This is a genomic window from Paenibacillus sp. YAF4_2 (assembly GCF_052113225.1).
Taxonomy (GTDB): domain Bacteria; phylum Bacillota; class Bacilli; order Paenibacillales; family Paenibacillaceae; genus Pristimantibacillus.
The window spans coordinates 705636-731597 of the sequence record NZ_JBFRCT010000002.1 but is presented as its reverse complement, the minus strand read 5'-3'; the positions used below and the strand labels follow the sequence as shown (position 1 = coordinate 731597).

At 47.2% G+C, this 25962-nt stretch carries 25 protein-coding genes; 10 read left to right on the top strand and 15 right to left on the bottom strand.

Going from position 1 to position 25962, the window contains the following annotated elements; translation table 11 throughout:
* From AB4Y93_RS07560 to leuC, 8 genes are all read right to left on the bottom strand, one after another.
* Nucleotides 1-1635 (bottom strand): dynamin family protein (locus tag AB4Y93_RS07560; RefSeq protein WP_441890489.1); only part of this gene is annotated, 1635 nt, incomplete at its 3' end.
* A gap of 3 nt (nt 1636-1638) precedes the next feature.
* Complete coding sequence (locus tag AB4Y93_RS07555; RefSeq protein WP_167273340.1) at nt 1639-1908, bottom strand: NAD/NADP transhydrogenase alpha subunit; 270 nt, start codon at nt 1906-1908, stop codon at nt 1639-1641.
* Nucleotides 1909-1914: 6 nt separating this feature from the next.
* Nucleotides 1915-2616: an endonuclease III gene (gene nth / locus AB4Y93_RS07550; protein WP_167273337.1), complete on the bottom strand. Its 702-nt coding sequence runs from the start codon at nt 2614-2616 to the stop codon at nt 1915-1917.
* A gap of 155 nt (nt 2617-2771) precedes the next feature.
* Nucleotides 2772-5255 (bottom strand): S-layer homology domain-containing protein, encoded by a 2484-nt coding sequence (locus AB4Y93_RS07545; protein WP_441890486.1) that lies wholly within the window; start codon nt 5253-5255, stop codon nt 2772-2774.
* A 27-nt stretch (nt 5256-5282) separates the two neighbouring features.
* The gene (locus tag AB4Y93_RS07540; protein ID WP_441890484.1) at nt 5283-5894 is read right to left on the bottom strand and encodes a GerMN domain-containing protein; all 612 of its coding nucleotides are present in this window, start codon (nt 5892-5894) and stop codon (nt 5283-5285) included.
* A gap of 16 nt (nt 5895-5910) precedes the next feature.
* Nucleotides 5911-7338, bottom strand: a complete 1428-nt coding sequence (locus AB4Y93_RS07535; protein ID WP_441890482.1) for an N-acetylmuramoyl-L-alanine amidase — start codon at nt 7336-7338, stop codon at nt 5911-5913.
* 159 nt (nt 7339-7497) lie between these two features.
* Nucleotides 7498-8097, bottom strand: coding sequence for a 3-isopropylmalate dehydratase small subunit (gene leuD, locus AB4Y93_RS07530; protein ID WP_441890480.1), 600 nt, complete (start codon nt 8095-8097; stop codon nt 7498-7500).
* Between the two features lie 30 nt (nt 8098-8127).
* The gene (gene leuC, locus AB4Y93_RS07525; protein WP_441890478.1) at nt 8128-9543 is read right to left on the bottom strand and encodes a 3-isopropylmalate dehydratase large subunit; all 1416 of its coding nucleotides are present in this window, start codon (nt 9541-9543) and stop codon (nt 8128-8130) included.
* Nucleotides 9544-9711: 168 nt separating this feature from the next.
* On the opposite strand from leuC, the gene AB4Y93_RS07520 reads away from it, so the two are divergent.
* Nucleotides 9712-10605, top strand: coding sequence for a LysR family transcriptional regulator (locus AB4Y93_RS07520; RefSeq protein ID WP_441890476.1), 894 nt, complete (start codon nt 9712-9714; stop codon nt 10603-10605).
* 11 nt (nt 10606-10616) lie between these two features.
* On the opposite strand, the gene AB4Y93_RS07515 is transcribed toward AB4Y93_RS07520, so the two are convergent.
* Complete coding sequence (locus AB4Y93_RS07515) at nt 10617-11411, bottom strand: carbon-nitrogen family hydrolase (RefSeq protein WP_167273314.1); 795 nt, start codon at nt 11409-11411, stop codon at nt 10617-10619.
* A 135-nt stretch (nt 11412-11546) separates the two neighbouring features.
* Here AB4Y93_RS07515 and AB4Y93_RS07510 point away from each other — a divergent pair, with 135 nt between their 5' ends.
* The 8 genes from AB4Y93_RS07510 (at nt 11547) to mtnB (ending at nt 19585) form a co-directional block, all read left to right on the top strand.
* Complete coding sequence (locus AB4Y93_RS07510) at nt 11547-11993, top strand: hypothetical protein (protein WP_441890474.1); 447 nt, start codon at nt 11547-11549, stop codon at nt 11991-11993.
* Between the two features lie 192 nt (nt 11994-12185).
* Nucleotides 12186-13376 carry a pyridoxal phosphate-dependent aminotransferase gene (locus AB4Y93_RS07505; RefSeq protein WP_441890472.1) on the top strand — a complete coding sequence of 397 codons (1191 nt, stop codon included), beginning with the start codon at nt 12186-12188 and terminating at the stop codon, nt 13374-13376.
* A 364-nt stretch (nt 13377-13740) separates the two neighbouring features.
* Nucleotides 13741-14847 (top strand): glutamate 5-kinase, encoded by a 1107-nt coding sequence (proB, locus tag AB4Y93_RS07500; protein ID WP_441890470.1) that lies wholly within the window; start codon nt 13741-13743, stop codon nt 14845-14847.
* A 34-nt stretch (nt 14848-14881) separates the two neighbouring features.
* Nucleotides 14882-16132: a glutamate-5-semialdehyde dehydrogenase gene (locus tag AB4Y93_RS07495; protein ID WP_441890468.1), complete on the top strand. Its 1251-nt coding sequence runs from the start codon at nt 14882-14884 to the stop codon at nt 16130-16132.
* A gap of 31 nt (nt 16133-16163) precedes the next feature.
* Nucleotides 16164-17045, top strand: coding sequence for a pyrroline-5-carboxylate reductase (gene proC / locus AB4Y93_RS07490; RefSeq protein ID WP_441890466.1), 882 nt, complete (start codon nt 16164-16166; stop codon nt 17043-17045).
* A complete protein-coding gene (locus tag AB4Y93_RS07485; RefSeq protein WP_441890464.1) occupies nt 17045-18265 on the top strand; it encodes a 2,3-diketo-5-methylthiopentyl-1-phosphate enolase in 1221 nt (406 codons plus the stop codon). The genes proC and AB4Y93_RS07485 overlap by 1 nt, the downstream gene beginning before the upstream one ends.
* Nucleotides 18265-18933, top strand: a complete 669-nt coding sequence (locus AB4Y93_RS07480; RefSeq protein ID WP_441890462.1) for a 2-hydroxy-3-keto-5-methylthiopentenyl-1-phosphate phosphatase — start codon at nt 18265-18267, stop codon at nt 18931-18933. Before AB4Y93_RS07485 ends, AB4Y93_RS07480 begins: the two co-directional genes overlap by 1 nt.
* Nucleotide 18934: 1 nt before the next feature.
* Nucleotides 18935-19585, top strand: a complete 651-nt coding sequence (mtnB, locus tag AB4Y93_RS07475; RefSeq protein ID WP_441890459.1) for a methylthioribulose 1-phosphate dehydratase — start codon at nt 18935-18937, stop codon at nt 19583-19585.
* 59 nt (nt 19586-19644) lie between these two features.
* On the opposite strand, the gene pyrE is transcribed toward mtnB, so the two are convergent.
* From pyrE to AB4Y93_RS07450, 5 genes are all read right to left on the bottom strand, one after another.
* Nucleotides 19645-20181, bottom strand: a complete 537-nt coding sequence (gene pyrE / locus AB4Y93_RS07470; RefSeq protein WP_441890457.1) for an orotate phosphoribosyltransferase — start codon at nt 20179-20181, stop codon at nt 19645-19647.
* 56 nt (nt 20182-20237) lie between these two features.
* A complete protein-coding gene (locus AB4Y93_RS07465; protein ID WP_441890455.1) occupies nt 20238-20687 on the bottom strand; it encodes an NUDIX hydrolase in 450 nt (149 codons plus the stop codon).
* Between the two features lie 13 nt (nt 20688-20700).
* The gene (locus AB4Y93_RS07460) at nt 20701-21057 is read right to left on the bottom strand and encodes a DUF1572 family protein (protein WP_441890453.1); all 357 of its coding nucleotides are present in this window, start codon (nt 21055-21057) and stop codon (nt 20701-20703) included.
* A 23-nt stretch (nt 21058-21080) separates the two neighbouring features.
* Entirely contained in the window at nt 21081-21920 is an 840-nt protein-coding gene (locus tag AB4Y93_RS07455) for a TIGR00266 family protein (RefSeq protein ID WP_441890451.1), read from the bottom strand.
* Between the two features lie 78 nt (nt 21921-21998).
* A complete protein-coding gene (locus tag AB4Y93_RS07450; RefSeq protein ID WP_441890449.1) occupies nt 21999-23972 on the bottom strand; it encodes a glycoside hydrolase family 127 protein in 1974 nt (657 codons plus the stop codon).
* Between the two features lie 137 nt (nt 23973-24109).
* Here AB4Y93_RS07450 and AB4Y93_RS07445 point away from each other — a divergent pair, with 137 nt between their 5' ends.
* Complete coding sequence (locus tag AB4Y93_RS07445; RefSeq protein WP_441890447.1) at nt 24110-24976, top strand: helix-turn-helix transcriptional regulator; 867 nt, start codon at nt 24110-24112, stop codon at nt 24974-24976.
* 279 nt (nt 24977-25255) lie between these two features.
* Here the strand turns inward: AB4Y93_RS07445 and AB4Y93_RS07440 are convergent, their stop codons facing one another.
* Nucleotides 25256-25936 (bottom strand): DnaD domain protein, encoded by a 681-nt coding sequence (locus AB4Y93_RS07440; protein WP_441890445.1) that lies wholly within the window; start codon nt 25934-25936, stop codon nt 25256-25258.
* Nucleotides 25937-25962 lie beyond the last annotated feature (26 nt).

Genomic DNA, 25962 nt, shown 5'->3' with positions numbered 1-25962 from the left:
CGCGGCGCGTGGCGCCGGCAGCGCCGGGCGCTGCACGCGCGGCGGCAGCGCAGCGGCGAGCTGCGCTGCATGCGCGGCAGCACGCTGCGCCAGCGCTGCAAGCTGCGCCAGCGCGCCAGCTTGCGAGCCAAGCCCCGCTAGCTGCGCTGCCGCCTCTTCCGCTGCGGTCTTACTCGCAGCGGTAACAAACTCCACAAGCACGTCGATAATATCGAACGCGTGCTTGCGGTAGATCAATTTCACTTCCGCGGCAATCTCTCGGGTATATACCATCGTATACTCGTTGCCGAAAGTAGCACCGGTATTTACGCTCTCAACCAGCCACTGAGGTTCTGGCTGCCATGACAAGCTTGCGATCAGCTCTGGCTCGATCCGCTCGGCTGGATAGCCTACCTTCTCCGCAGCTTTGCGCAGCATATCCTTGACATGCCAATCTACTGCAGCATTAACCTGCGAGGCAAATTCGGTGCGGAACGTTTCCAGTCTGCGCTCTTGCTCCGCAGCTGTCTTTGCCCCGGCGAATAGAAGCCCTGCCTTAAATCCAGGCTTCCGACTCTCGAGGAAGACATGTGCTTTATCCCGAAGTGGAGCAGGCGTAATAATCGCGTTATCAAGCAGCGACTGTACACTCCGACGGAGCTCCGTCCGAATACGATCTGGTTCGGCTGCGAGTCTATACTTTTCTGCTTCAAGCTGAGCCATCTCTTCCTTCACCTTGGCAGCCGCTTCTTCTCCACCTGCCTCGGCAATTAGACGCTCCCGCTCCGGTTCATCCCGCATATCCCACCATTTCTCATGTTCAACAACAAGATGCCGCAGCGAAGCATCCACGCTGTAAGCGGCCAAAGGCACTTTCTCCGCCGCCAATTGAGACAGCAGCAGCTCAAGCTGTTCCCACTCTTGATGAGGGTGATCCGGTTGGCGCAACGACAAATAAACGATTCCAGCTGGCTCCAAATGCCATGCTTGAAACGCTTCCTCCACACTCTTCCGGTATTGCTCGAATGATAATTCACGATCACGGTGTTTATCGATCTGATTAACAATAAAATATAAGGGCTTGCCCCAGTCCTTCAATTGCTTCGCAAATGCAAAGTTAATCTCGGATTGGACATGGTTATAATCCATCACATAAAAAACTACATCCGCCAAATGGAGTGCCGACTCGGTCGACATTCTGTGCGCATCATCCGTTGAATCAATACCCGGGGTGTCAAGAAGTACCGTATGATTGCCAAGACGCTCAGTAGGATAGTAAATCGAGACAGACTCGATATTTTCGCCATCCTTGCAATACTCGTCTAATTGTTCGAGCGGAATATCTACACTAACATGCTCACCATTCTTGATGCTGACCACACTGGCCTTAGCTGTCTCTCCACCGCGAATCGCAACGACATTGGCACTCGTCGGTATCGGGCTGGATGGCAGCAGCTGAGCGCCGCACAAACGGTTGACTAACGTTGATTTCCCCGCGGAAAAATGCCCGCAAAATGCAACAGTAAGCCGGCCCTCGGCCAGCTTACTGTTTAACTCCAATACTTGCTTTTCGTGCAGACTGTCGCCTGCCGCTTGCATCTCTGAAGCGGTCAAGAGCAGCGCATCCGTCATGCCTCGTACTGTCGTTTCCATCATTGTCTATACAGCTTCCTCTTCAGCAGGCAGGCAAATTTCAAATACATTACCATGCTGCAAAATCATAATGTTACGTTCTTTCTCTTTCATAACTACAACTTCAGGCTTCGCACGCATACGCTCGATATACTGGTCAGGTACGTCGCCGGAACCGCTAACCGTTACGCCCTCTACCAGAATATCTTCATTTTCTTGTGGTGGTGATTCCAGGACTTGCTCATAAATATCAGAGAACAGCTCAAAATTATTCGTATACACAGAAATACATTTCATTTGTCATCATCCTTCACTGGCTTTTTTCGGTTTGGTTGTCTTAATTTTAGTTTTCGTTTGTCCGCCCGGCTTCATACGCTGCTTTCCTTCTTTGCATAAATCAAGCAACGGGCATATTGGACATTGCGGGTTTTGTGCTTTGCAGTGATAGCGGCCGAAAAATATAAGCCGGTGATGGGTAAGCGTCCATTCCTCGCGAGGCACAAGCTTCATCAGCTTCTTTTCAACTTCGAGAACGGTATCATCCAGCTTAGCCACGCCAAGGCGTTTCGATACCCTATCGACATGCGTATCTACGGCAATCGCTGGAACGCCAAACGCATTCGAGACAACAACGTTAGCAGTCTTGCGTCCAACGCCAGGCAGCTCCGTTAACTGTTCATGCCCCGAAGGAACTTCCCCTTCATATTTATCGATTAGGATGCGGCATAGCTTTTGAATATTGGATGCCTTGCTGCGGAATAGCCCAATTCGGCGAATATCTTGCTCCAGCTCTTCCAGCGGCACCGATAAATAGTCTTCCGGCCGTTTGTATTTCTGAAACAGATTGACAGTTACTTTATTCACCGTCTCATCCGTGCATTGCGCCGACAGCAGGACCGCTAGGGTCAGTTCGAACGGATTGCTATGATGCAATTCACAATGTGCATCGGGGAACATCTCCGCTAACGTATCCAATATATGTCGCATCTTCTGCTTCGCATTCATCGTCTCTCTCCTAATCCCAAACACTATCGTTCAAAGTGTAGCGAAATTTGTCACGCGGCGCAACCTTATTACGCCTGAAAAAAAGAAAAAACCGCCCTATTGGATGGTTTTTTCACAAAATATAAGAATTTAGACTACTTTCAGCTCTTTTTACATTAAGATTTTACAATTTTGAGAGCTTTATTGTTGAAGGAGTAAATGGTAATTGAATCGCCATCCTTCAACGCAGTAACTTGAATGGCTGCGTTGTTATACAAAATTTTCGTGTCAGAAGTAATATAACTGAAGTTGCCGTTATCTTCCGAAGTTGTCTTGTATGTCCAGATAGTTGCATTAGGAGCATCATATTTCCAATACGTACGCTTCTCGCCTACAGCAACCGTTACGATCGCCTGCTCATTCTCGTCCTTGTACACTTGAATGATATCGCCTGATGCAATTGCTGAGGTAGAATACGTCGTTTGAGTGCCTTTAATTACTTTAACCCCTTTAGACAGGGATACAGTGCTTGTTGTGCCATTCGCTTCTGTGACAGACAAACTACTTGCCGAAACGGAAGATACCGTGCCATATCTCATATTGATCAGCTTAACGGACAAAATTGTGCTGCCGATGTAAGGGACATTAATAATCGTACCGTTCGTTAGCGCACTTATCGTTACGGCAGTACCATTCTCATCCGTAATTGGAACACTCACAAGCGAAATATCTTTTGACGCGTTATCAGCGGTCTTCACAGAGACAAGCTTAGTCGATGTATTAACGGCTGTAACTTGATATTGCAGCGTCTTGTGCACTTGAATAGTTGCTGCTTTCTCTTGATTTGCATCAAGCAGCACAGTAATTGTATCTCCTGCCTGCAAGCTGGATAATGTCGGCACCGAAACACCAGGAATTTGAAGCAGCGGCGATGTATAAGGAATGCTTACCTTCTCACCTGTATCAAGCTTAACAGACAGTAACTTGTCAGTTGAGTTTACCGAAACGAGTGTACCAGTCTGTTTATAGATAAAGCTTAACGAGATAATATTTTTTCCCGAGTATGTGATCTTAACTTTTCTGTTCGCAACGAGATACGCCCTCGCTTGGCTAACCGTAATGGACGATCCATTGTAATCAATTTTACTAGAATCCGTCAGGAACAATGCACTTGCATTCGTCGTGACAGGATCAACTACCGTAAGCAGTTTGTTATCGCCGCTGTAGTTCACAACCGTTGCAGAATCAAGTGTCGAGACATTCCGGTTAACCACTTCGATACGCGTAACTTCCTGCTCATCATTCAAGGTGAGCTTAATATTATCGATTCCTTTCAGCAGATCACTGACGGTAGGCTCTTCAATACCATTAATGATAACTTCCGCATTATCAGCCAGGAACTTGGACTGCAGGTTACCATCTACCAGGTAATTAATCAGGCCGCTGCCCGCTGAATAAAATTGACCTGTCGCCGTATTAGCAACCGTTTGTGCCTCAGCTGTTATAGAAACAACCTGAGGAGTAGTACGGAATGTATCTTCTACAATCGTCAGATTGGTATCACGCTTCAGATCGGAAACTGTCAGCGTCTTTCCTGTGCTGTCCTTTATCGTTACTGCGCTGCTGTAAGGGAATTTTACCGGCTCATCATTAACCCAAGCATAGAAGTAACGGTCCGTTGTATTTACACGGTCCAGCTTCGCCGTTATCGTTTTGATATGCTGCTCAGTACCTTGTGATTCCACATATGATGCTTTGCCCGATTTGCCAATGAGCATGATATCGGAGTAAAGCTTGATATCTGCGGCTTTGATTGGATTGTCGCTGTCCGCCGTATAGAACAAGGAACCTGAGTCCAGCGTGTAACTGGTTTCTTTCCCTTCGCTGTACAAAGTAATAGACGTTGCCGTTTGAGCAGTAACTATGCCACTTACCTGACCTTCGTACGGCACCTGATATTGCTTTTCAGCACGGCTGAACAGTGTCGCTAGACTCGCTCTGTTGACCGGTGCTTTTGGATCAAACTTGGTAGCGGAGACGCCTTTCACCAGTTCAAGCGACACCGCTGCATTCACATAACCCAAATACTTCGGAGTAATCTGGCTGCCGTCAGCAAAGGTAGAGGCAGTCTTGCTAAGATCATCCGCTAATTCTTTCTTATCAATGGCTTTAACCATCAGCTTCGTTACCCATTCCCGAGATGCAGGAGTTGAACCCCACGCCAGCTTAGGATTGGCAGCGGCGTTAGCATATTCCTCATTTTGATCAAGCAAGCCTTTCTTAAAGGCCAGCAGAATATAAGGCTTGAAGAAATTACTTACCTTGAAAGAATCCGGGTATGCAATAATATCATCCGCTTTGATTTCATCCGCAAGACCTGCGAAACGAAGAGCCATTACAACGGCCTCTTCCTGTGTAACGCTTTTTAACGGACGGAATTCCGCTCCGCCTGCGACATTGTAACCATTTACAATACCCTGCAGCGCGAGCTTAGCAACATGCTTCTCCGCCCAAGCAGGAATGGAATCTGTGAAAGGAGTATTGGAAACTGCAGCAGCATAAGCCTGTTGAGTTGGAATTGCGATGGTAGTGCCTCCGGCAAGCAAGGAGAAAGCTAATACGCCGGCAATAAGTTTGGAACGGGATGAATGCATAGGCATAGATGAATAATCCTCCTTAGGAAATGACTAATTATTAGTAGATCGAATCGTTGGATGTTCAAGATCGAAGTGGCCCATCAGGCTCTCCAAGGCTTGTCCATCTACTAAGAGATCATAAGATTGAACAAAGTCGAATTGGAACAAGGTTTTCTGAAGCGAATCCAGCAGCATCTGCTCGCCAGACGACCCAAGTCTAGCTTCGTCAGGAAGGTGAATATCAATGGTGACCGCGTTATTATCATCTAACGTTATCGATTTAAACTCTATCTTCTTCCATAACGATACGCTTCCTTCTGGTCCGTCCTCCTGCAAGGCCTCCAGGGCTTTCTTGACCAGATCCTGACCACTATCAAACTTCACATTGATTTCCTTAACAATCAGCTTCTCTAATTCCGTGTCCGAGTAATAAATTTCAATAGGATTAACCAGCTCTGAGGTGACGGTTTGTTCCTCAGTAGTAAGAGGAGTTGGCGTTGGCTCTACTGTTGCGGCAGTCCCTACAGTAGGACTTGGTGACGGCACATTGGCATTGGTAATACCACTTCCGCCTGACTGCTCGCCTGACTTATTCGTATTCCCACAAGCTGCTGCCGTTAACATAACAATGAATAACAGAATGATAAATGCCGGTTTACGCAATTTCGAATCCCCCGCTCTAAGAAAGTTTCAGATATTCTTTAATTCCAGCTACGATTTCGGCTGCCATCTTGTTTTGTGCAGCGTCATTGTACAAAATATCGGAATCACCTTTGTTAGATAAAAAGCCGGTTTCAAGCAAAATGGCAGGCATCGTTGTTTCCCTTGTTACATGAAGGTTTCCGTACTTCACACCACGGTCTTTCAGGCCAGTTGCTTTTACAAGATGCTTATGAATGACAGTCGCAAGCACCTTGCTGCTGTCGCGTGTATAATAGGTCTCCGTACCTGTAACGCTTGCTGTCGGATTACTGTTGGCATGTAAGGATATAAACAAATCCGCTTTATTGTTCTTTGCGAACGTAACACGGCCTTCAAGTGTGACAAATTTATCTTCCGGTCTGCTAAGCAGAGGCTTAATATATTTTTCTTTGTCCAGCAATGCTTTTACTTTGAGAGAAAGGCTAAGATTTGCTTCCTTCTCCCAACGTCCATTGATACTTTGTGCGCCAGGGTCTGTGCCCCCGTGGCCCGCATCAATAACGACGTTATAAACTTTATCCCCAGGCGTAGTAACTGGAGGCGTTGGATCAACCGGCGTAGTAGGGGTTGTCGTTGTTGGCTCTGTGAGATTAATCGTTAGTACCCCAGCCCCGTCATCTTGAACCTTTGCATCGGCATCTATATCCGTATTCAAGTCGAGCACAAGTCTAGCTGTTGCAGGATTCGTAGAAAACACAGAATATCGGAACATGGCTAAATACGGATTATCGGTAACACTAACACGTGCTTCTGCCCCCATGAATTGCGAGGAGAGCATATCTGAATAAGTTGTATTCGGGAAGTCGATTACGATACGTTTTGGATTGTCGAGCTTAAAAGGATTATTTGCCGTTATCTTACCGGTATAATTAATAATAATGCCGAAATTGCTGTCATACTGGATGGACGTAATTGTACTTGTCTCAACAGGATCAGGTGTTTCCGCTGGCTGTTCTGGCTCAACGGTTTTGTACAAAAAGACAGACCTTGTACTCTGCTCCCACTTCACTGTGACACCAAGCTGCTCACTTACAAAACGAACGGGAATTAATGTCGTTCTTCCGTTTTGAAGCTTTGGGGACATGTCCATTTGCACCTTGTTGTTATTTACGAGTGCCGTGTTGTCGTCAATAGTAAGGATAATTTCGTTTTGTCCGTTATGTATGGTAACTTTCTTCGTGGCTGACGACCAATCTACCTTATACCCCATATTTTCCGACACGACCCGGATAGGAACAAGAGTTACATCTTTTACGATCTGGGGATCATCAGTTGGGGTAAGTAATTGATCATTCAGATAAAGCTTGGGTACAACCGGTTTTGCAGTAGCAGCTTGTCCCACTCCAGAGAATAAAGAAAACAAAACCGACATAAACAACAAAATAGGCACAAACTTCTTTTTCATTTTCCACCTCGATGACTGAAATTGCCTGCATCGAATGTGCTCATTCGACTTTGCTAGACGAAATAATAGACGCTTCTTGTCAGAAAAAGTTGCGTATAGAGGAAAAAAGAGGGCAACTCTTCTTTGAATGAAGAGCTGCCCTCTTTCCTTTGCTATCTATTAACCGAGATAGGCAGGACGCTTTTGTTCATAAGCTGTAATTTTATCTTCGTGCTGCAGTGTCAGGCCGATATTATCCAGACCTTGAAGCAGGAACTGGCGGCGGTGCTCATCGATATCGAACGCAAGATCCAGACCGTATTCGTCTGTCAGCTTTTTGTTCTCAAGATCAACCGTCAATTGGTAGCCTTCATGCTGCGCTGTGCGTTGGAACAGGTCTTCGACTTGCTCTTCGCTCAGCTTGATTGGCAGAATGCCATTTTGGAAGCAGTTGTTGTAGAAAATATCTGCATACGATGGTGCGATAACGACTTTGAAGCCGTAGTCAAGAATCGCCCAAGGTGCATGCTCACGGGAAGATCCGCAGCCAAAGTTCGCACGGGAGATCAAGACGGAAGCGCCTTGGTAGCGTGGTTTGTTTGGTTCGAAATCAACGTTTAAGTCGCCGTTTCTGTGGAAACGCCATTCGTAGAACAAGAATTGGCCAAAGCCGCTGCGCTCGATGCGTTTCAAAAATTGTTTAGGGATGATAGCGTCCGTGTCGACGTTTACGCGGTCGACCGGGGCAACGATGCCCGTCAGTTGTTTAAATTCTTCCATATCGGTAATACCCCTCTCTCACACGTTCAATTAGTTCAACACTTCGGATTTAACATTCCAGTCACGTACATCTGTGAAGCGGCCTTTGATTGCTGCGGCAGCTGCCATTGCTGGCGATACCAGATGCGTACGTCCGTCACGACCTTGACGGCCTTCAAAGTTACGGTTCGATGTCGATGCACAACGTTGTCCTGGTTCCAGAACGTCAGGGTTCATCGCAAGACACATCGAGCAGCCCGCTTCACGCCATTCGAATCCAGCTTCTGTGAATACTTTATCGAGGCCTTCTTTTTCGGCTTGCAGCTTAACGCGGCCCGAACCTGGGACAACGATTGCTGTAACTTTCTCACTTACTTGGTAGCCGCGAGCGATCTCGGCAGCTGCACGAAGGTCTTCGATACGGCCATTCGTACAAGAACCGATAAAGACATAGTCGATTTCGATTTCTGTCATTGGCGTACCTGGTTTCAGATCCATATATTCAAGCGCTTTTTCTGCTGCTTTGCGCTCGTTCTCAGTTGGCAGAGATTGCGGGAATGGAACGGAAGAAGTGATGTCCGTACCCATGCCTGGGCTAGTGCCCCAAGTTACTTGCGGGATCAAGGAATCAACATCGAAATCAACGATAGTATCGTATGTTGCGCCTTCATCTGTAGTCAGTTGTTCCCATGCTTGTACCGCTTCCTCATAGTTAGCTGGCGAGTACTCGCGGCCTTTCAGGTATTCAAATGTTGTTTCGTCCGGTGCGATCAGACCAGCACGTGCGCCGCCTTCGATCGACATGTTGCAGACAGTCATACGCTCTTCCATTGTCAGGGTGCGGATTGCTTCGCCTGTATATTCGATAACGTAGCCAGTTGCAAAGTCAGTACCGTATTTTGCGATAACGCCAAGGATCAAGTCCTTTGCTGTTACGCCTGGTTTACGGCTGCCGTTGAAACGAACTTCCATTGTTTTTGGTTTTGCTTGCTGCAAACATTGTGTAGCCATTACGTGCTCAACTTCGGAAGTACCGATACCGAAAGCAAGTGCACCAAACGCACCGTGTGTCGATGTGTGGCTGTCGCCGCAAACGATTGTTTTGCCTGGATGTGTCAGACCGATCTCAGGACCCATAACGTGTACTACGCCTTGGTCGATGTTATCAAGGTCAAACAGTTTAACGCCGAAGTCTTTACAGTTCTGCGTCAGTGTATCGATTTGTTGTTTGGAGATTGGGTCTTTAATATTGAAACGGTCCTTCGTTGGAACGTTGTGATCCATCGTTGCGAACGTCAGGTCAGGACGGCGTACTTTACGGCCAGTCATACGAAGACCTTCGAATGCTTGCGGCGATGTTACTTCATGCACCAGCTGCAGGTCGATATAAATAATGCTCGGCTTGCCTTCTTCCTGATGAATGACGTGATTATCCCAGATTTTCTCAAATAGTGTTCTTTTCGTCATTATACTCACCCCATCGTTCAAGCGAATCATCGCTTTGCTCTATTAGATGTTCCTAGCATAGCATTTCCGTATTGATTGAACCAAGATATAATATCTATAATGATTATAGGCAATAACTATAAAATAACGATAACTATTCTCATTTGGACTATAAGGGGAATGATGGTAATGGAACTTAGACAACTACAATATGTAATACAAATTGCAATTGAGAAAAACTTTTCCCGTGCTGCTGAGAAGCTGCATATTGCACAGCCTTCTTTGAGTCAGCAGTTATCCAAGCTGGAGCAGGAACTCGGCGTTCTATTATTCCGACGCACCACCAACTCTGTAGAGTTGACGCAGGCGGGTCAGGTATTCGTGGATAAAGCACAATCAATCCTTGATGAAGTTGAACAATTAAAGCAGGAAATGGATGATATGGCACAAATGAAACGCGGCCGTCTAGTTGTTGGCACTTTGCCTATTACAGGCTCGCATATATTGCCGCTGGTTCTTCCTGTCTTTGGTGAGCTGTATCCGCAGATTGATGTGGTACTAGTAGAAGATACGACCGTTAAGCTGGAGCAACTGACGGCAAGCGGAGGAACGGATATCAGTCTGCTTACTTTGCCTTTAGTAGACCAGTCACTGGAATGGGAACCCTTAATGGAAGAGGAAATTTGTCTTGCAGTGCCGCCTAACCATCCTCTGGCTAGCCGGAAAGATGAGATTTCAATAGAAGAGCTTCGAGATGAGTCGTTTGTAGGCTTGAAGAAAGGCCAGGGCTTCCGGCAAATATTAGTTAATCTGTGTCAGCAGGGCGGTTTTACTCCTAATATCGTGTTTGAGAGCAGTAATATAGAGACCGTACAATCGCTTATAGCTGGCGGGATGGGCATCACTTTTGTTCCAAAGATGCTGACCCGGAGTGCAGGCGGAGAATTTGTTCCCGTCTATCTTTCGCTGAAGAGTCATCCCACTCGTACACTGATTATAGCCAGCCGCAAAGGACGTTACTTGTCCAAAGCGGCCGTGGCGTTTATTGAAACGATGACGAAGACAATCAGTCAATATAAATAAACTTTTCTCCTTTAATATAAGGAAGGCCTGCGATCCTCAAATACGGGGATTTTACCGCGTACGGTATCTACCAGAGATAAATCGATCTCCGCATAGACAATGGTCTCCTCTTCGCCCGCTTCTGCGATTGCTTCGCCCCATGGGTCAAGGACCATTGAATGGCCGAAGAAATGAGTTTCTCCACTAATACCTACGCGGTTGCAGGCAATAACGAACATTTGGTTCTCGATTGCTCTTGCAGTAAGAAGTGTCCGCCAGTGGTGCAGCCGTGGATGCGGCCACTCGGCCGGGACAAACAGCAGCTTTGCGCCATCAAGCGCAAGTTTCCGTGCAAGTTCCGGGAACCGGATGTCATAACAGATCATCATACCGGCACCTGCACCCTCAATCTCCAGCTTGCCCAGCTTATCCCCTGCTGCCAAATATTTTTCCTCATCCATCAGGCGGAACAAGTGAATTTTCGAATAATCCCCGATCTGATTACCTTCACGGTCAAAGGCAAAAATCGTATTGTATACACCATCTTCTCGACCTTCCGCAATCGAACCAGCAATAATATTAATGCTGTGCTGACGGCTGAACTCCGACAAGTATGTAATTGTACGCTCTCCATAAGGGTCAGCAAGCTTCGTGATCTCCGTCAAGGCATACCCCGTATTCCACATTTCTGGAAAAACAATAACATCAGGCTTATTTGTCTGGGAAGCTGCTTCCTCCAGCATCGCTGCCAGCTTGGCAAAATTCGCTTCCGGCTGTCCTACCTCTATATTCATTTGCAATAACGCAATTCTTAATGGTTGTGTCATTTGTGTCAGGTCCTTTCTTATATAAAATATCACTTAAAATGCTTTTCCCTAATGATACCTTCTCATGGTTCTGTGTCAAGATGGACAGATTAATGGAGAAGAGGTTAATCATTCCCGTTAAAGGAGAGAACAAATATGCGCCAGAAACGATTGGCAGCCCTGCTGCTCGTACTATCTTTAATGTTCGTATACGCATCCTCTGCCTTCGCTGCAGCACCAGAGGATCAGCCTTTTAAGCCTGTTCAAGTGTTTGATGTGAAAGCAGGCAAAGTTGTGCTCTCAACGCCAAACGACAAGCAATATCAAGAATTTGCAAACAAATGGATTGCATCCATAACCGGATTAGCCCCGCAGCTTACAAATGATGACAGCTGCAATTATGTATATCGTGTACCTCTGGAGAAGCCCGTTACGATTTCTGTCAACGGGACGAAGCTGGTGGCTGACGATGTCTTCTTATTCTATTGTGATGGCAAGCCGCCGCTTCTTCTCGTCTTTGATGAGCAGCGCAGACCGTACCTCCTTCTCTTCAAAGAAGATATTGCACCATTTATTAAGAAGGTCGGTATTCCTGCAACATAGGGTATTATGGGCTAATACCATTGCATCGCTCTATGCCGACTAATTCTTAGAATTCTCCGGAACGAAACGCGCACTACTGCCAATTAGCCAGCAGTGCCGTTTCGCCTCGCTCGACATAAACACTTTTGTCATGCTACATTTAATCTAATGTCGTTATACGATTAGAGAGCATCTATGGTGGAGTGTGAGCAAATGGAGACTCAAATTAATGAACATGTAATAAAACCAGCAGACCGCATGACGGTTCTGCCAACTCAATTTTTCGCCAAGCTTGTTGGCAAAGCAAATGCACAGGCAGCCAAAGGCCGTGATGTAATCAATTTGGGGCAAGGAAATCCCGATCAGCCTACCCCTCCCCATATTGTGGCCAAGATGCAGGAGGCTTCGGCTAATCCAATGTATCACCGGTATCCGCCTTTTAGCGGTTATTCCTTCCTGAAGGAAGCGGTAGCTACACGTTACAAGGAAGATTACGGTGTTGACGTTGATCCTGCTACTGAAGTTGCTATCCTCTTTGGCGGTAAGACAGGACTGGTTGAAATCAGCCAATGTCTTCTTAATCCTGGTGATGTCTGTCTCGTTCCAGATCCAGGTTACCCGGACTATTGGTCTGGTGTTGCTCTCTCCGGTGCAGAGATGAGCTTCATGCCGCTTACGGCTAACAATCGCTTCTTGCCTGACTACTCAGCAATAGATGAGGAAGCGCTGAAACGTGCAAAGCTGATGTTTATTAATTATCCGAATAACCCTACTGGTGCCATTGCTGATTCGGACTTTTATGAAGAAACGGTGCAATTTGCACGCCGTACGGGCGTTGTTGTAGCAAGCGATTTTGCTTATGGCGCTATCGGCTTTGACGGCAAGAAACCGGTCAGCTTCCTGCAAACGCCTGGAGCGAAGGAAGTTGGCGTTGAATTCTACACTTTATCCAAGACTTATAACATGGCAGGCTGGCGTGTTGGCTTTGCGATTGGTAATGCAAAGGTTATATCGCTGATTAACCTGATTCAGGATCATTACTACTGCAGCCTGTTTGGCGGCATTCAAGAAGCGGCAGCACTTGCTCTTACAGGCCCTCAGGATTGTGTTACTGAGCTTACAGCGAAATATGAAAGCCGCCGTGAAGCGGTGTTTGGCGCCCTCGATCGAATCGGCTGGAAAGCAGAACGCCCTGGAGGTTCCTTCTTCTGTTGGCTCCCTGTACCGGAAGGTTATACTTCCGAATCATTCGCGGATCTTGTGCTTGAGCAGGCAGACGTTGTTGTAGCGCCAGGTAATGGTTTTGGCACACATGGTGAAGGTTACGTCCGTTTAGGCCTGTTAACAAGTGAAGAACGGCTGATTGAAGCCATCGACCGGATTGGCAAGCTAGGCATCTTTTAATAGGCACAGCAGATCGGTAAATCCCCGGTCTGCTGCCTGTTTATATGGCGTTTGCCTTGCTTTACAGCAATCTTTGATCATGATATGCTAACATTAACTAAAGATGTAACGTGATGACGGGACTAGTAAGCGAGAATGGCCGTGAACAGAGAGCAAATTCATTAGGCTGCAAGATTTGCCTCGGCTCCTTGCTGAATCCAACCCCCGAGCGGCCGGCGAGAGCTGGACAGCGCCTCCTGTTATGAGGCTTGAGATGGATCGAGTGTGTTAGCTCGGTCAACAAAGGTGGTACCGCGGAAGCTATAGACTTTCGTCCTTTACAGGACGAAGGTCTTTTTATTTTGCCATGAAATGGGATGAGAACATGTCGGAACGAATCGTTGTCAAAATCGGCAGCAGCTCCTTAACATCAGAAGAAGGCGGCCTTAACCGCGAGCAAATCACCTATTTCGCTGCTGAGCTCGCTGCGCTTCATAAGCAAGGATGCCCTCTTATTCTCGTAACCTCCGGTGCAGTAGCTGCGGGGTTCCGCCAAATCGGATACGCTTCAAGACCAAAACTCGTTCATGAGAAGCAAGCTGCTGCTGCAGTAGGCCAGGCGCTCCTCATGCAGGCTTATCAAGAAGCCTTTGGAGAGTACGGCATTGGTGTCGCTCAAATTCTTCTGACACGGGCAGACTTTTCCAACCGGAAACGAATCCAAAATGCACTCATGACGATTGAAGAATTGCTTCGCCTGCACATTATTCCGATTATTAATGAAAATGATACGGTTGCTACCGATGAGCTTGAGCTGAAGTTTGGTGATAACGATAAGCTGTCCGCACTCGTCGCTGCCATGACGAAAGCTAACAAGCTGGTCATGATTACAGACATGGATGGCTTATATACAGAAGATCCTCGTAAAAATCCACAAGCCGTTAAGATCGAACGGGTAGATCAAATCTCAGAAGAGATTATGCAGCTCGCAGGCGGGGCTGGATCAGCTGTAGGTACCGGCGGCATGCGTTCCAAGATTGAAGCTGCACGTATCTCCATGCGAGGCGGAGTCAGAGCTTTTATCGGGAAAGTGCAACAGCCTGGCGACCTACAGTCAGCTATTGATGGCGTTGGCAAAGGCACTTATTTTGATACCCAGTTACATAGTCTTCCGATGAAGAAACAATGGCTTGGCTTCCACTCCATGCCTCATGGACGCATCGTTGTCGACGATGGTGCTGAGCATGCCCTGCTTGTTGGCGGTAAAAGTCTTCTGCCAGCAGGCATTCGTGAAATTCAGGGAGATTTCCATTCCGGAGATGTCGTTGAAGTAACCAGCCTTACGGGCGAAACAATTGGTCGTGGTGTCGTGAACTATGAAGCCTGGCAGATTCAGGCGGTCGCCGGACTTAGCACCGAAGAAGTAAAGCGCAGGGTTGATGTTGGCAGGATTGAAGTCATCCATCGTGATGAGTGGGTATCGCTGCGATAATCGATTTATGAGTTTATTTAAGGAGGAATTTAGAATGACTAGCGAAGTGAGACAAAAAGCAACACTTGCGCAAGCAGCCGCAAGTGTCATGAACAAAATGACAACCGCGCAGAAAAATACAGCTCTTGCAGCTATGGCTAATGCCCTTATTGCGAATCAGGCTTCTATTATTGAAGCAAATGGTAAAGATCTGGAGCGCGGACGGGAGCTTGGCACAAGTCCTTCCCTGCTCGACCGTCTTGCTTTAAATGAAGAACGGGTTGCTGGAATTGCTGAAGGCTTGCGGCAAGTGATTGACCTTCCTGATCCTGTTGGCGAGCTGCTCGAGCAATTCGATCGTCCGAATGGCCTTCGTGTAGAGAAAACACGTGTACCACTTGGTGTAATCGGAATGATCTATGAAGCTCGTCCGAATGTGACGGTTGACGCGGTTGGCCTATGTCTCAAAACTGGCAACTGCGTTGTGCTTCGCGGCGGCTCTGCTGCCCTTGAATCGAACCGCCGTATTGTTGAAGTATTGCGTCATGCACTCACAACAACGGATCTGCCTCAAGATGCTATTCAGCTCATTGAAGATTCAGATCGTGCGTCTGTTAACGAAATGCTGAAGCTGAACGGATTGCTTGATGTGGTTATCCCACGCGGCGGCGCGGCTCTGATCCGTAACGTTGTAGAGAGTGCAACGGTACCGGTAATCGAGACTGGCGCAGGTATCTGTCATACATTTGTGGACGAAAGCGCCGATTATAATATGGCAGAACAAATTGCCTTTAATGCAAAGGTACAGCGCCCTTCCGTATGCAACTCGATGGAGACGCTTCTGCTGCATGAAGCTTTTGCCGAACGCCATTTAGCTCAAATCACTGATCGTTTCCTTGCCGCAAATGTTGAATTACGTGGTGATCAACAAGCCGTCGAGCGCATTGCTCAGGTGAAGCTTGCGACGGAACAGGATTTTGCGACGGAATATAACGATTATGTTTTAAATATTCGTATTGTAGCAAACTTAGATGAGGCACTTGACCATATCCGTAAGTTTAGTACGAAACATTCGGAATGTATCGTAACCGAAGACGCTGCTCATGCTGAGCGGTTCCTGATGGAAGTTGATGCGGCAGCTGTTTATCATAACGCCTCTACCCGCTTTACAGATGGATTCGAATTTGGCTTTGGTGCAGAGATTGGCATCAGCACACAGAAGCTCCATGCTCGCGGCCCAATGGGCTTACCTGCGCTAACATCAACGAAATTCCGGGTTTACGGCAACGGACAAATCCGGGGTTAAAGATACAGTGAATAGGTTGGAGGGAAACAATATGTTATCTATGGAAAAAACAAATGCCAGCGCTAATGTCGAAGCTTTGAAAATCAGCTTTTACGGTGCAGGCTCGATGGCAGAAGCAATTGTACGTGGTCTAATTAATCAGAAGCTTACTAAGCCTGAACAAATTTCTATGCTCAACCGGCAAAATGCTGACCGCTTGAATGAGCTCACTGAACGGTACGGTATTCAAACCGTATTGAACGGCTCGAGCAATGAGCAGTTCCTTCAAGATGCAGATATTATTTTTCTGGCCATGAAGCCAAAAGATGCCGTTAGCGCGATTTCATCGATTAAACATTTGCTCTCGGACAATCAGCTGATCGTTTCCGTCATCGCCGGATTCTCGATCTCCTCCATGGAGCGTGTTCTCGGCAGACCTGCAGCGATTGTACGGACTATGCCGAACACGTCAAGCACGATTGGTCTTGGCGTTACGGGCATCAGCTATTCGGGTTCTGTAACGGCCGAGCAGCGTCAGCTGACAGAAACCATGTTCGCATCGATCGGTATCAACGCAGTTGTTGAAGAATCCCTGCAGGATTCCATCGTTGGCGTATCGGGCAGCGGCCCTGCTTATGTCTATTACTTCATGGAAGCAATGATGGAAGCAGCAGCTAAGCTTGGCCTTCCTGCCAATCAAGCCAAAGATCTGATTGTACAGACTGTTCTTGGCGCAGCCGAGATGGTGCGTACAACAGGTGAAGAACCGGCTGAATTAAGACGTAAAGTAACATCCCCTAACGGAACAACTCAAGCAGCAATTGAATCGATGACGGAGAGCAGACTGACAGAAGCTGTCGTACGCGGCATGCTTCGTTCCGCTGAACGCGCCGGTGAAATCGGAGCGGATATCGAAAGGAGTACGTTATCCTAATGAATCAAATGTGTGTTGCAACTTACCGCAGCTATGACGAGAAAGCGGATTTTGATAAAAAAGCATTATCCATCGCTGTTGGCCTGACCGTTGGCAGCTGGACAGAGCTTCCGGAAGCGCGCAAAGCTGAGATGGAAAAGCATCTGGGCAAAGTATTATCCGTTGATGTTCATGAACTAGCAGGCGGAGAACGGTATGCCGATATTCGAATCGCTTATCCGGATATCAACTTCAGCCGAGACATCCCTGCCCTGCTCGTGACCATCTTCGGCAAGCTGTCAATGGACGGCAAAATCAAGCTGATTGACCTTGATGTGTCGGAAGAGTTCCAATCTGCGTTCCCTGGCCCGAAATTTGGTCTAGAAGGTGTACGTCAGCTGCTTGGAGTTCATGACCGTCCACTTCTGATGAGTATTTTCAAATCCGTAGTTGGCCATGACCTGCCAAATCTGCAGGAGCAGTTCTACAAGCAGGCGCTTGGCGGCGTTGATCTGATCAAGGATGATGAGATTCTGTTCGAGAATCCACTCACTCCACTTGAGAAGCGTGTAGAAGTATGTATGGAGGCTGCTCGTAAAGCACAACAGGAAACGGGACAAAAGCTGCTTTATGCCGTTAACCTTACTGGCCCTACTTCACAGCTGGCAAGCCAAGCCCGCAAAGCGATTGCCGCAGGCGCTAATGCCCTGCTGTTTAACGTCCTGTCTTATGGTTATGATGTTCTGCATGAGCTGAGCAAGGATCCAGATATTAATGTGCCAATTGCAGCGCACCCTGCACTTGCAGGTGCCTTCTACCCGTCACCTCATTACGGAATCGGTGCTTCCGTGCTGCTCGGCAAGCTGATGCGTCTTGCTGGGGCTGATCTAGTTCTCTTCCCTTCTCCGTATGGCTCTGTTGTTATGCCGAAGGAAGAGAATCTGGCTGTTAAGGATGCGCTGCTCGCGCCGTCCTCAACCCTTCGTACAAGCTTCCCTGTACCATCGGCAGGTATTCACCCTGGACTTGTACCACTTATTCTGCGTGACTTCGGAACCGATGTTGTCGTGAATGCAGGCGGAGGCATCCACGGTCATCCAATGGGAACAGCTGCTGGTGGTCAAGCTTTCCGCAGCGCGATTACGGCAGCAATGAACGGAGTACCACTTCGCGAAGCTGCAACGCAGCCAGGTAATGAAGCACTTCAAGCAGCAATTGATGCATGGGGGATTAAAGAATAATGACAACAGCTAAGAAACGCATCATCTTCTGTGACTTTGACGGAACCATCACCGTCAACGATAATATCGTAGCGATTATTAAGCATTTCAACCCGCCGGGCTGGGAAGAGATTGCAACTAATGTACTCTCTCAGAAAATCTCGATCCGTGATGGTGTAGGCCAAATGTTCCGCCTTCTCCCTACTTGCAAGCAGCAGGAAGTTATCGAGTATGGCATCAACAATGTTCAGATTCGTGACGGCTTCGCGGAGCTGCTTCAATATTCTAAGGATGAACAAATTGAGTTTTACGTGACAAGCGGCGGTATCGACTTCTTTGTCTTCCCCGTTCTTGCCCGCTTCGGTATTCCTGAGGATCATATCTACTGCAACGGCAGTGATTTCAGCGGCGAACAGATCGAGATTACATGGCCGCATCCTTGCGACGGACATTGTACGAATGATTGCGGGATGTGTAAAACAACCATCATGCGTCGTTTCCCTGCAAGCGAATACGAACGAATCATTATCGGCGACAGTGTAACCGACTTCGAAGGTGCTAAGCTGGCTGACACCGTGTTCTCTCGCCACTATCTTACGGAAAAATGCAAGGAGCTTGGACTCCCGCATACCGAATTCACAACCTTCCATGATATTGTGCATGAGCTGAAGAAAGAAAGGGCGGTCTAATATGGCTTTTACAGATATTAAGCTGGAACACAAACAACAAGCGCTCGCCGACCTGCGCAGCGTTAAAGAACTATTCGCCTCTCGCGGCTGGTTTGCCGGAACTAGCGGCAACCTGTCGGTACGTGTAGGCGACTTCACGCCGGATGAATTCTATTTCGCCATTACAGCAAGCGGCAAAGACAAAACCGTACATACGCCAGAGGATTATCTGTTCGTAGACAAGAACGGCAAAGCCTGCGAAGCAACAAACCTAAAGCCTTCCGCTGAAACGTTGATTCATAATGAGATTTACCGTTTAACAGGTGCAGGAGCCATTTTCCACGTTCATTCCGTTTATAGTGCTGTAATGTCGGAGTGGTTCTGGGAGCGCAGAGCGGTTCCCGTAGACGGCGTTGAGCTGATCAAGGGACTGAACATCTGGGATGAGGAAGCTCACATCGATATTCCAATTGTCTCCAACTTTGCAGAAATTCCTCGTATCGTTCCAGAAGTAACAGAGCGTCTCGACAAGCGGATCCCGGGTATTATCCTTCGCAAACATGGCATCTACGCATGGGGTGCAAATGCATTCGAAGCGAAACGTCATATTGAAGCGTTCGAATTCCTGTTCGAATACGTGTATCGCTGGGAAATGCTGAACGGCAAAAAATAAAAAGAAGATAGAAAAAGAACTGGCCCTCTCGTTCGTTACGAGTAGGGCCAGTTCTTTATTTATAGGCTTATTTCCTCAGACTCAAATAATTCTTCCATCTTGAATAAGGAGTGAACCACGAATTCCGCATCTTCCAGGTTGGCTCTTCCGGCAGGGTCCCTCTCAATGACACATAATACTTCTTTCAATTCCGCGTCATGAGTAAGCAAATCGGCAGCACTCAGCAGTACTTGACCACCGGTTGTGATCACATCCTCGATAATACAGACCTTCTTGCCTGCAATATCCATACCTTCTGCTAGTTTGCTTGTTCCATACTCCTTCGCTCTCTTCCGAACGAAGACCACTGGAATACCCGTCTTTAAGGAAAGTGCTGTGGCGATCGGAATACCGCCCATCTCAAGTCCGGCTAATACTTCTGTTCCTTCAGGAACAAGGGGTGCAAGCTGTTCAGCAATCGCAGCTAGAATTACGGGATTGGATTCAAACAAGTATTTATCGAAGTAATGATTCGATGTTTTTCCTGAACGAAGCTTGAATTCTCCCGTCAATCTTGACGTCTGGATAATCTCTCTTGCAAGTTCTGTTCTGTCCATATATAGTCCCCTTCTCCATGAAAGTTGGATACCATAAAATTGCACCGTCGAACAGTTTAGCAAAACTTACTTGAATTGTCTATGCGGCTAAAGAGAGTTTTTTCTACAAATGGAGTTACAGGAAATTGTTGAATATCGTTTAGATCGATCCAGGCTGCACCCAGGGAGTCTTGACCATCCCCATCTGTCTTGAGCTCCACGTCATTCTTTAGCAATCGAACCTCATATAGGATACCGATATGGTGAAGCTCCTCCATAATATTCTCGCGATAAGGATAAATGATGGTGTACGATAAGGAATCGAGTATCGATCCCTGCACATCAGTAAGCCCAGTCTCCTCTTCAAATTCTCTTAGAAGTGTCTGATAAGGCTCTTCTCCAAACTCAATAGAACCTCCTGGCAAATCCCATTTTCCTGTATGAGGTCCCCTGCTTTTCTTTATTAGAAGCACTTTATTATCTCTAATCAATATGCCATATACCCCAAGATGAGTATGTCTTTGCATCGCCATGCTCCTCTTAGATTGAAGTCGATATATAGTCTTCTTTCAATTGTTGTTTCGCAATATAAAAGATTTGCCCCATATGCTCGGAAAAATGTGCTGCGCATTGATGCAGCATATCCAGATTTGTCCGTTCCTTGCCGCGAATAATCTGTGTTCGTTCAAATTGCTCATCAGCCATCGTTTGAATGGTATCCATAACCACCTGCATTCGAGAGCGGAATTTGAGCACCAACTCATCTCTCTTCATAAAGATAGGCTTTAATTCGGCTTCCCGATCTCGCACAAAATCTTGAAAAAGAATCCCTTTATTAACCCGTTCCAAAATATTGAATTTATTCGTTAACCACATCCGGTTAAAATCATATGGCATGGAGATCTCCTCTATCATTCGTATTAATCGCCTTTCAGCATGTTAAAAATGCCGCCAGCTACGCTGCCCTCATCCTTGCCGCCTGTACCAAAGCCGCGAGGAGCCGCAGCAAATACACGGCTCGCCAATCGGCTGAACGGCAGCGATTGAATATAGACGGAGCCTGGTCCTTCTAATGTTGCAAAGAATAGTCCTTCTCCGCCAAACAAGAAGGTCTTAACGCCTTTCACCATCTCGATACTGTAATTAACACCAGGAGTGAAGGCAACTAAGCAGCCGGTATCCACAAGCAATTTTTCACCCGGATTCAGTTCTTTACGGATAATCGTGCCACCTGCATGCATGAAGGCGAGGCCGTCACCCTCGAGCTTCTGCATAATAAAGCCTTCTCCACCAAAGAAACCTGTTCCGATCTTCCGCTGGAATTCAATGCCTACAGATACTCCCTTCGCCGCAGCGAGGAAGGCATCCTTCTGGCAAATCATTTTACCTCCAACAGCGTGAAGGTCGATCGGAATGATTTTTCCTGGGTATGGTGCAGCAAAGCTTGCTTTCTTCTTGCCCGAGCCTTCGTTCGTAAAAGCCGTCATAAATAAGCTCTCACCCGTTAAAATCCGTTTGCCTGCATTCATCAGCTTGCCCATTAATCCGCTCTGAGACTGACCGCTGCCATCACCAAATATCGCTTCCATATGTATGCCGTCATCCATCATCATAAGGCTTCCTGCTTCCGCAATAACCGTCTCTGAAGGATCCAGCTCAATTTCTACAAACTGCATATCGTCGCCATGAATGAAATAATCGATTTCGTGGTTGCTTTTCAACAAAATCCCCTCCTGATAAATAATTAACACCACTATCATACTATTATTATCCATCCCATTTCTAACAAAAAAGACATACGAAAATTTCGTATGTCTCCCTTCTATTCCAACTTAACCCTATGCTCGAATCCAAACGGTCATCTCGCCACGCTGACGATTCCCCCACAAATAGTACGGAACAGCCTTCAATTTTACCGGTAGCGAAGCCTGCTGCTGTCCATAAGGGCGATATGGCGTTTCTTCCTGCCAGGATCCTTGTTCATCCAAGCGGCCTTCCGCTTCAATCACAATAGCTCCTCCAAGCAGTTCCGAATCGAAGTTTACTTCCAGAGCCGATGATGTCACAAGGGATATGGCTGCAAGTGGACTAGTGTTGTCGATTTCCTCCAGACAGTAGACAAGTGGTCCACGTTCAATGGCAACCTTTCCGGCATTTGCCCGAATCTCAGGATGAGCCGCCGTCAGCTGCGCTTCCATAACTGGCTCCCACTCCACAATATCTCCATGCTGCCAATTCCGATTAACAAGAGCATAGCCATTCTCTGCTTTGTAATCCGCTGCTTCGCCGTTAATACGGAGTACTGCTTTCTCCCTGCACCAGGAAGGAATACGAAGGGCTAGCGTTACTGCTGCACCCGGTACTTCCGTAAACTCGAAACGGACATTCCCTTTCCAAGGCAGCTCTGACTCTTGCTTCAATGTGACAGAGCCGGCATCAAGCTCGAACTGAGCTATGCTGCCAATAAACAGATGTGTATAGATCGTATTTGTTGCGGCAGATACGGTATAAATATAATCGTTTAATGAACTAAGCAGACGTGCTACATTCGGAGGGCAGCAAGAGCAGCCGAACCATTTCTGGCGCTCTGCTTTTACATGATGACGACCCGGATTTTTCTCGGAAGCCTTCGGCCATACTTCAAGCGGATTAACATAGAAATAGTGCTTGCCATCCTGCGACATACTGCCTGCTACGTTGTTAAATAACGCCCGCTCCATGATATCTGCGTATTCGCTCTTTGCTTCCAGCTTCAACATACGCTGTGCAAAGAAGATAAGGCCGATGGACGCACAAGTCTCCGCATAGACCGTATCATTAGGCAGATCGTAATCGAAGGAAAAGGCTTCGCCATGATGAGTGGAACCAATCCCCCCTGTAATATACATCTGCTTTCTGGTCATGTTGTTCCATAAACGCTGGCATGCCTCAAGAAGCTGCTTGTCACCTGTTAATCTTGCCAAATCAGCCATTGCCGTGTACATATAGACTGCGCGGACGGAATGGCCAACGGCCACATCCTGCTCACGCACGGGCTTATGCGCCTGATTATAAGCTAAGTGCTCTACCTTGGGAATAGGCATTTTTCTTCCTGACCAAAGACTGAAACCTTCACGCTGTTTAATATCTTCAATCAGGAAATTCGGCTCCGCTCCACGTTCATCAATAAAGAATTGAGCAAGCTTCAGATAACGGTCTTCTCCTGTCGTCTGATAAAGCTTCACTAAAGCCAGCTCAATCTCCTGATGGCCGTCATACCCTCTCATTTTGCCGGGCTCCAGACCAAATAACGAATCAATATAATCGGCAAATTTGCACATCACATCAAGCAGCTTGCGTTTGCCCGTTGCGTCATAATAGGCAACTGCAGCCTCGATCATATGTCCTGCACAATACAGCTCATGTGCTTCATAGAGATTGGTCCATTGTTTGCCTGGGTCTTTAATTGTAAAATACGTATTTAAATATCCGTTCTCATGCTGCGCCATCGCAATGAGATCGATAACTTCGTCTGCCGTACGCTCTAGCTCTGCATCAGGATGATTCGCTAGAGAATAACCAACGGCCTCCAGCCATTTCGCCACATCACTGTCCTGGAACACCATACCGCCATAAGGCTGCTCTTCAAGCCCTGCCGCTACGCGGAAATTACGAATCGCATAACTTGGCTCTGCATCCGCAATTCGGTCATTCAGGGCATCCCATTGATAGGGAATTACAGTCTCACGTACCAATTCGGTAAAGCGATTCCAAAATGCATCCTTAATATGTACTTCGCTGCTTCCCAGCTGTCCGTTTAATTGCTTTACCATGAAAGTTCCTCCTGATCGAATATAAAAAATTTGATTCTTTCTGATTTCTAGTTTATTCTCGAAAGGATAAGGAAACTACATATAAAACGACCTTCTTTTATATAAAATATAACACTGCCTGAGGAGGCGCTTACCGTATGATTGATGACTCCTATATATCTTTACAGCTGCCTCCTATCCCTTATTACATTACAACCGGATTATCGGAGTACAAGCCTGGCGACCAGCATCCTGACCGTAGGAACCTCGGCTTGTTTGATTTATTGTGGGTGGTCAAAGGAACCTTGTACATCGGAGAAGAAGATAAACAGTGGGAGGTTAGTGCAGGAGAAACGCTGCTCTTGCTACCGAACAAGTATCACTATTCTATAAAGCCTTGTGAGGTTGACACCGACTTTTACTGGATTCATTTCGACTTCAAAGGTGATTGGGCACAGCATGAATCGGATCCAGCCAGTATGCCGCTGCCCATTCGTCAAACTTGGGAAAATCCATATCTCATCCATCTCCCCCAGTATGCCGCACCACCAGAGTTTGCTTTAGCAGAGCGGCATCTCAGCCAATTATTAGCCTATTCCAATGAGCATCAAAGAGGTGTCTACTGGCTGGAGCAGCAATTATTTATAGAGCTGATTGGTGTACTAGAGGAAAGACAAGATCGTTCCAATGCGGATTCGAGAGCCATGAAGCTTGCCAATAAAACCGAGGCTTATATCCGTCAGCATTACCAATCGGATCTAACCAATGCGGTGCTGGCGGAAGCCTTACATTTTCATCCCAACTATATCGTCAGATGTATGAAAGAAATCTATCACTGCTCTCCAATGGAGTATTTACATCGATACCGGTTAGAGCAGGCCAAGCTGCTCTTGATCAAGACAGAATGGTCGATTGCAGATATTGCGGATAAAACCGGTTTTCGTCACCAGCCTTATTTTTCGAACTGCTTCAAAGCCTATGCGGGCATCTCGCCGCTGCGATATCGCAAGCAATTCTCACCATAACGAGTCCACAGAGGAGTTATAAGAAGATGAATCCGTCTCCGAACAATGCCAATGCAGCCAACACTAGCTGATTCCCCGGCCGATATATTGGCGGTATTACATTAAGCGCTTATGTCTGCTCTTCCTCTGGGAGTACTGAAAGGCACAACCATGTTCTCCATTATTGCGGCTGCAGGTCTTTGTATAGCTCTTGTGCTGCTTAAGCACTGGTATGAAAAAAAGCCTTGTACTCTCCAAAAGAGAATACAAGGCTTTTGCTTGTTATAATCGTTATGATGGCTACCCGCGTGGTCCACGGAATTTCTGAGAATGTGCGCGAGCTTCATCCACATTCGTCACTCGATTGCGGCTCCACTCAATTAGAATACGGTCGATGTACCGGAAGTTAAGCTTGCCGGCAAAGACAGCTTCCTTCAAGGCAAAACGGATCAACTCATCCTGATACCGGTCCTGATCCACCCATCCTGTAATCGTCTCACATTCCATCGGTGATAACAGCCGGCCAAATTCCTGCTCGAAGACGGAGAATATATTGCCAGGATCAGGTGCCCGCTTCACCGTTCGGCGCTCTGCCTTCCTCGTCTCCCGCTTTTCTTCTGCTGCCCATTCTGCAGCCTTCAGCATCCACCCGCTCCAGTTATACGTCTCCGACTGGATGCCCGACATGGAATCAATTTGCTCATCAATCGTAAGGAAGCCTTCCTTCATCAGCCGACCAATGGTTGTTTCAACAACTCGTTCTGTAGACCCTGTCCGTTCTGCGAGCTGCTCCATCGTCGGGAACTCAATGCCTTCCGATTCACGGAACAACATCAGCTGCAAGAGCAGCATCACTTCAGCCTCAGAAAGATTCAAGTGGCGGTATGAGCGGAGCAGCAGTGCAGACACATGCACTCCGCCCTCATTCATTACGGCCGCCATGCCGCGCGAATAGGCTTTCCACATGTCTTCGTTGCTCATAATAACCGATCCCTCCGAAGCTTAAC